This is a genomic window from Kitasatospora sp. NPDC059577 (assembly GCF_042735475.1).
Taxonomy (GTDB): Bacteria; Actinomycetota; Actinomycetes; order Streptomycetales; family Streptomycetaceae; genus Kitasatospora.
The window spans coordinates 268,835-274,906 of record NZ_JBHWBZ010000003.1; the positions used below are offsets into that span (position 1 = coordinate 268,835).

Here is a 6,072-nt window from a genome sequence, read left to right on the forward strand (position 1 = left end):
GTCCGTGACGACAGAACCGGCACATCGTACGACGAGGCCACGGCTCGGTCCCAGCGAGCCCACGCACTCGCCGCGCGAGGCTACAACTCGGGCAACCGGTCAGCGGGCGTGGGGGACCGCCGCTCCTCCAGCCAGTAGAGGTAGATCCGCAGGTCGGTTGCCAGGCCACCGGCGATGTAGCGCTCGAACTCGCGGACGGCAGCGGCCGTGTCCTGGCGCGCCCAGGCATCGCCCTCGTCCCATGTGCTCCGGTGGTCGGTCAGGTACTGCAGGACCCGGCCGCGGTCACGCCACCACTCCCGGACGGTTTCCGGTGTCCACCGTGAGTCGCCGTCACAGCCGTACCCGAGGAGCGGGTCGTTGTCCGCCGCCTCGACCAGCAGGGCCGTGTCCGCAGGCGTTCGGGGCCGGCGGTAGACGTACTCGGTGAGGTACTCGCCTCCGGAGAGGACATGGGAGGGTGCCGAAAGCCGCCCTGTCCAGCAGTTGTCGGTCTCCCCGCCGTAGAGGAGCCCGGGGACGTTGAGCCACAGCCGGTCCTCCCAACGGCCCCGAAAGGCATCGCGGTCGTCGCCGAGGACGGCCACCGGGTCGAAGGAGAGCGTCATCTGCCGAGGTCAGGACATCCGTTCGCGCCGGAACGGGCAGCCGGCGGGAGGAGGGGAGTGCTCGATCGAATGGGAGAAGCGGAGTGCCTGAACGCACCGGACCCACCCACTCGCCCGCTGACTCCTCGACTCATGGGACGTCCGTCGGGTCGTGGCGGCCGATCTCGGTCGGCAGGCCGGTGGTCTCCCCGGGCTCACCGGAGAAGACGACCTCGCCCCGGTGCAGCACGTGCACCACCGCCGCCCCGCTGAGCGTGCGCGGCAGCGACTGCGCCGTGAGCACGACCGTACGGCCGGCGGCGGCGTCGGCCAGCAGGCGGGCGTGCAGCCGGGCGGCGACGGCCGGGGCCAGTCCGCGTTCGGGCTCGTCGAGCAGGAGGAGGGACGGCCGCGCCGCCACGGCCCGGCCGACGGCCACCAGTTGCTGCTGGCCGCCCGAGAGATTGCCCGCCCGGCGGTGCAGCAGCGTGGTCAACTCCGGGAAGAGTTCCAGCGCGTCCTGCTGCCCCGGCCCGCCCAGGCCCAGGTTCTCGGCGACGGTCAGCGACGCGAAGACCCCGCGTTCGGCCGGGACGAGCGCCAGCCCCCGCCGTACCCGCTGGTGCACCGACAGTCCGCCGACGTCCCGGCCCCGCCACACCGCCCGTCCGCCCGACAGCGGAACGACCCCGGCGAGGGCGTGCAGCACGCTCGTCCGCCCGGCGCCGTTGCGGCCGAGCAGGACGGTCACGGCGGCGGAGGGGAACGCGAGGTCCACTCCGTGCAGGGCCTCCAACGGGCCGTACCGGACCCGGGCGGCGCGGAGGGCGGCTTCGACGGGCATCAGGTCACCGCCCCCCAGGCCCGGGTGACACGCGGGTCGGCGAGGACCGTCGCGGCCGGGCCGCCCGCGATCATCCGGCCCTCGGCCATCACGTAGACGGCGTCGGCGAGTTCGGCGACCAGCTCGGCGTCGTGCTCGACCAGCAACAGTGCCATGCCCTGTTCGGCGAGGCCCCGCAGCACGGACACCAGCCGGGCGGTCTGCGCGGCGTCGAGCCCGGCCGCGGGCTCGTCCAGCAGCAGCACCCGGGGCCTGCTCGCCAGGGCCCGGGCCAGTTCCACCAGGCGCAGCACGCCGGTGGGTTGCTCCCCGGCCGGCTCAGCGGCGACGTCCTGCAGTCCGAACAGCCGCAGCGCCCCGGCGGTCCGCTCCGTCACGGAGGCCTGCTCCGGCAGGGAGGCCCGCTCCGACAGGGCCCGCTCCGGCACGGCCCGGGCCTCGACGGCTGCGGTCCGCCCTGGGAGCCCGAGCCACCCGGCCGGTCGGGGCGGCCCAGCTCGCCCGACTCGCCCAGCTCGCCCGGCCCGTGCGGTTCGCCCGGTCCGCTGCTCGGCACCCACCCGGACGTTGTCGGCCACCGAGAGGGTGGGGAAGACGGCGATCTGCTGGAACGTACGGGCCAATCCGAGTCGTACCCGCCGGTGCGCGGGCAGCCCGGTGACGTCCCGGCCGCCGAGCAGCACGCGTCCGGCGTCGGGGCGTGCCGTGCCGGCGAGGCAGTCGAACAGGGTGCTCTTGCCCGCCCCGTTCGGTCCGACCAGCGCCGTGATCCGCCCCGGCAGCGCCACCAGGTCCACCCCGGCCACCGCCTCGATCCCCCCGTAGCGTCGGACGATGCCCCGGGCGGTGAGGCGTGCGGCGGGCCGGTCATGAGTGGTGCTCATGGGGACCCCATCGGTGTGCCGAGACCGCCGCTCGGGCAGCGGGCCGTGTGGCGGTATGAGCGGTATGAGCGGTGCTCATGGCTGCTCGGTGTTCCGCGCCGCCGGGGGTGGCATGAGCGCTGCTCATGGACCCTCGTCGGGTGCGGGCACAGGTGTGGGTGCGGGCACGGGTGCCGGTGCTGCTCCCGGCCCCGGTGCCATGGCATGAGCGCTGCTCATGGGGCGTCGCCGCGCGGTTCCTCGGGGTGTCATGAGGGTTGCTCATGACGTCCGTTCCCCTCTCGCCTGCCGCGCGGCGATCGCCGCGCGGACGCGGCGCCCCGCCGGGCTGAGCCGGGACGGGGGGAGCGTCGGGGGCCGCGCCGGAGGTGGGCGGTGCCGGGGGAGGGGGAGAGCGGCGAGGCCGCCAGGGAGGCGGCCGATGACGGTGGCGAGGGCGCCGACGGCGACGGCGGAGACACCGGCGACGGTGCCGGCGTCGAGGCCGATGAGGAGGGCGGCGGCCAGGACTGCGGCGAGGGCGCTGTCGGCGCCGGCGACGACGACGGCCGCGAACCAGAGGAGGCCGCGCACCGGGTCGAAGTCGGAGGGGTCGAAGGCGCGTCCGGCGAGGCCGATCAGGCCGCCGCCGAGTGCGGCGAGGGCCGCGCCCACCACGAAGGCGAAGAGCTTGAGGCCGGGGACGTCCACGCCGGCCGCGACGGCGCCCGGTTCGTGGTCCCGTACGGCGGTCAGGGCCCGGCCGAGGCGGCCCCGGTGCAGGCCGCGGACGGCGAGCAGTCCGAGGCCGAGGAGCAGGAGTTCGGCGAGGTAGAAGGCGCGGTCGCCGGTCAGGAAGGAGGGGCGGTCGAGCACCAGCCCGGTGGTGGCGTACGGCTGCTGGAAGACGAAGCGGCTCATGGCCATCCCCACCGCGAAGGTGACCAGGGCGAGGGCGAGCCCGCGCCGTCGGATCGCGGGCCAGCCGGTGAGCACGCCGAGCGGCGCGGTGGTGAGGACGGCGATCAGCAGCGCGGGCGCGGCGGGCAGCGGTGGGAGGCCGGGGACGCGTCCGGACATCAGCAGTCCGGTGCCGAGCGCGCCGAGCCCCGCGTACCCGGCCTGGCCGAGCGAGATCTGTCCGCCGTATCCGGTGACGACGACGATCGACAGCAGGACGAGGGCGAGCGCGGGGACGAGCAGCGCGCTGCGCAGGTCGTTGCCCCGGAAGCCGAGCGGCAGCAGGAGCAGCACCAGGCAGACGGCCCCGGCCTGGCGTCCGCGCCCGCTCCCCGGGCGGCGGGCGGGCAGTGGTGTGGTCCCGGTCCGTTCCCCGCCGAGGTGGGGTCCGGCGAGCAGGGCGGTGACGAGCAGCGCGATCACGAACAGGTTGGACTGCACCGCCTGGACCAGCGGCAGCAGCTGCCCGGAGGGGTGGAGCCGGGTGAGCTCGGACTGGGCGATGCCGAGGGCGAGCCCGGTGGCGACGGCGACCGGGATGCTGCGCAGCCGGGCGGCGACCGCGACCGCCATGGTCTCCATCACCAGGAGCGGCAGCCCGTACGGGTCGAGGAGCAGGTACGGCGCGAGGGCGATGCCGACCAGGCCTGCGGTGAAGGTGCCGAAGGCCCAGCCGACGGCGGACACTCGGTCGGCGTCGACACCGGTGAGGGCGGCGAGGCGGCGGTCGTCGACCACGGCGCGCAGCCGGAGGCCGAAGCGGGTCCACCGGGTGGTGGCGAAGACGGTGAGGCCGAGGATGAGGATGGCGGCGAGCTGGGCGACGGTGTCGGGTCGGAGGCCGTGTCCGCCGGGCAGGCGGATCGCGGCGCCGCCGAGCGGGGAGGGGGCGCCGGCCAGCGGTGCCGGTCCCCAGAGCAGCACGGCCACGCCGATGAGCAGCACGAACACGCCGAGTCCGGCGACCATGGTCTCGGCCGGTCCGGCGCCGCGCCGCTGCAGCGGGCGGTACACCAGGACGTCGAGCAGGACGCCCAGCGCGGGGGCGACGACCAGCAGGCAGCAGGCGACGGCCGGCCAGACCGGCCAGTGCCGCACCACGACGAGGTCGCGCAGCAGGTAGGCGACGGCCATGGCCTGGGCGCCCTGCGCGACGTTGAGCACTCCGGTGGCGCGGTGGCAGACGACGAGGCCGATGCCGCTGAGGGCGGCGGCGCTGCCGACGGTGAGGCCGGCGAGGGCGAGGTCGACGGTCAGGCCGAGCGAGTCGGGGGCCGCGGTGAGCAGTGCGGTGGTCATGGGCGTTCACCCGGCCGGCGGGGCGGATCCGCCCGGACGGGTGTCGGGGCCGCGGTCCGGCGGGCGGGGCGAGCAGAGCGGGCAGGGCGTCAGGCCCCGGGCCCGGACGGCGTCCGGGCCGACCGGTGCGGCCCGGGCCTTCCCGGTGACCAGCGGGCAGTCCGGACGGTGGTAGCGGGTGCCCTCGGGGACGGCCAGCCACGCCGGGGCGTCCGGTCCGGCCGTGTCGGCTCTGTCGGCCGTGTCGGTGGGGTCGGCGGGGTCCGGTACGACGGCGGGTCCGGCGTCCTGCCCGGTGGCCTGCCCGGGGTCCGGTGCGGGATCCCGTCCGGTGCTGTCCGTACCGGTTCCGGTGCCGGACGGTTCGACGAGCAGCTCGTAGAGCCGTTCGATCCGGCGGTCGGTCAGGCTGCCGGGTTCCGGCGGGGCCGGCGGCCGTAGCGCGACCACGACGGCGCCGGCCACGATCAGTGCCGCGCCCGGGATCGTGGACGAGGCCAGATAGGGGACCTGCTGTTCGACGAACGGTTCTCCGGAGACCCCGTACCAGCCGAGCACGCACAGCACGGCCCCCACCGCGACGAGCAGCCAGCCCACCCACTCGCGCGCGCCCCGGAGCGCCCCGCCCCGGAACGCGCCACCCCGGACGGGGGAACCCTTTGGGGCGTTACGGGTGATTTCTCCGTCGGATTGCGATTCGTCCATGGATCCGCCTTCATGGTGTCACCTGAGACGTTTCCAGGATCGGCCTGGAACAGCATCCGGGAGACCGGGAGACCGGCCCGGGCGGCGCAGTCGAGAGGGAACACCATGCACGTGACGCGAAGCGGCGCCCCCACGGGCGACGGCCGGGCCCTGCGGACGGCGAGCGTGCTGCTCGCCCTGGTGCTGGCGGGCACGGCGGCCGCGTGCAGTAGCAGCAGCACGTCCGGGTCCTCGGCGAGCTCCCCGGCGAGCGCCGGCTCGACCGCCGCCGCGAGTCCGACGGGCACCGCCACCGGCACCGCCGCCGCGAGCCCGACCGGCAGTGCCCCCGCCGACGCGGCCGCCGCCAAGACGGAGATCACCACCAACTGGGAGAAGTTCTTCGACCCCGCGACCCCGATCCCGGACAAGGCCGTGCTGCTCCAGGGCGGTGACCAGCTGCTCCCGGTGCTGCAGGGCTTCTCGCAGGACCCGCGGGTCGGCCAGGTGCAGGCGAAGGTCACCGACGTCTCGTTCGCCGACTCCTCCCACGCGACGGTGACCTACTCGCTGTCGCTCCAGGGCACGGTGGTCGAGCCCAGCGCCTCCGGTCAGGCCGTCCTGGAGAACGGCACCTGGAAGGTGTCCCGCTCGACCCTGTGCGGGCTGCTGACCCAGGCGGGCGGCGCCAGCGGGACCCCGATTCCCGGATGCAGCTGACGACCCGCCCGTGGCGGCGGGGGGGGGGGGGGGGCGCCCGGGGCGGCCCCCCCCCCCCCCGCGGCGGGGGGGGCGGGGGCGCCCCCCCCCCGCCCCCGCGCGCCGCGGGGCGCGC

The 6,072-nt window shown here is 75.9% G+C and carries 6 protein-coding genes; 1 reads left to right on the forward strand and 5 read right to left on the reverse strand.

From position 1 onward, the window contains the following. Window positions 1-80: 80 nt before the first annotated feature. The 5 genes from ACFV0O_RS05180 to ACFV0O_RS05200 form a co-directional block, all read right to left on the reverse strand. Window positions 81-608 carry a ferredoxin gene (locus ACFV0O_RS05180; protein ID WP_380336558.1) on the reverse strand — a complete coding sequence of 176 codons (528 nt, stop codon included), beginning with the start codon at window positions 606-608 and terminating at the stop codon, window positions 81-83. Between the two features lie 130 nt (window positions 609-738). Further along, a complete protein-coding gene (locus ACFV0O_RS05185) occupies window positions 739-1,431 on the reverse strand; it encodes an ABC transporter ATP-binding protein (RefSeq protein ID WP_380336560.1) in 693 nt (230 codons plus the stop codon). Then, window positions 1,431-2,315 carry an ABC transporter ATP-binding protein gene (locus ACFV0O_RS05190; RefSeq protein ID WP_380336563.1) on the reverse strand — a complete coding sequence of 295 codons (885 nt, stop codon included), beginning with the start codon at window positions 2,313-2,315 and terminating at the stop codon, window positions 1,431-1,433. The genes ACFV0O_RS05185 and ACFV0O_RS05190 overlap by 1 nt, the downstream gene beginning before the upstream one ends. 261 nt (window positions 2,316-2,576) lie before the next feature. Next, window positions 2,577-4,553, reverse strand: a complete 1,977-nt coding sequence (locus ACFV0O_RS05195; protein WP_380336566.1) for an ABC transporter permease — start codon at window positions 4,551-4,553, stop codon at window positions 2,577-2,579. A 6-nt stretch (window positions 4,554-4,559) separates the two neighbouring features. Further along, window positions 4,560-5,258, reverse strand: a complete 699-nt coding sequence (locus ACFV0O_RS05200; RefSeq protein ID WP_380336569.1) for a hypothetical protein — start codon at window positions 5,256-5,258, stop codon at window positions 4,560-4,562. A 105-nt stretch (window positions 5,259-5,363) separates the two neighbouring features. Between ACFV0O_RS05200 and ACFV0O_RS05205 the strand changes: the two genes are divergently transcribed. Beyond that, entirely contained in the window at window positions 5,364-5,957 is a 594-nt protein-coding gene (locus ACFV0O_RS05205; RefSeq protein WP_380336572.1) for a hypothetical protein, read from the forward strand. Window positions 5,958-6,072 lie beyond the last annotated feature (115 nt).

Coding starts and splice junctions, on each gene's coding strand:
- ACFV0O_RS05180 (WP_380336558.1), bottom strand. CDS start 608: ATGACGCTCTCCTTCGACCCGGTGGCCGTCCTCGGCGACGACCGCGAT.
- ACFV0O_RS05185 (WP_380336560.1), bottom strand. CDS start 1,431: ATGCCCGTCGAAGCCGCCCTCCGCGCCGCCCGGGTCCGGTACGGCCCG.
- ACFV0O_RS05190 (WP_380336563.1), bottom strand. CDS start 2,315: ATGAGCACCACTCATGACCGGCCCGCCGCACGCCTCACCGCCCGGGGC.
- ACFV0O_RS05195 (WP_380336566.1), bottom strand. CDS start 4,553: ATGACCACCGCACTGCTCACCGCGGCCCCCGACTCGCTCGGCCTGACC.
- ACFV0O_RS05200 (WP_380336569.1), bottom strand. CDS start 5,258: ATGGACGAATCGCAATCCGACGGAGAAATCACCCGTAACGCCCCAAAG.
- ACFV0O_RS05205 (WP_380336572.1), top strand. CDS start 5,364: ATGCACGTGACGCGAAGCGGCGCCCCCACGGGCGACGGCCGGGCCCTG.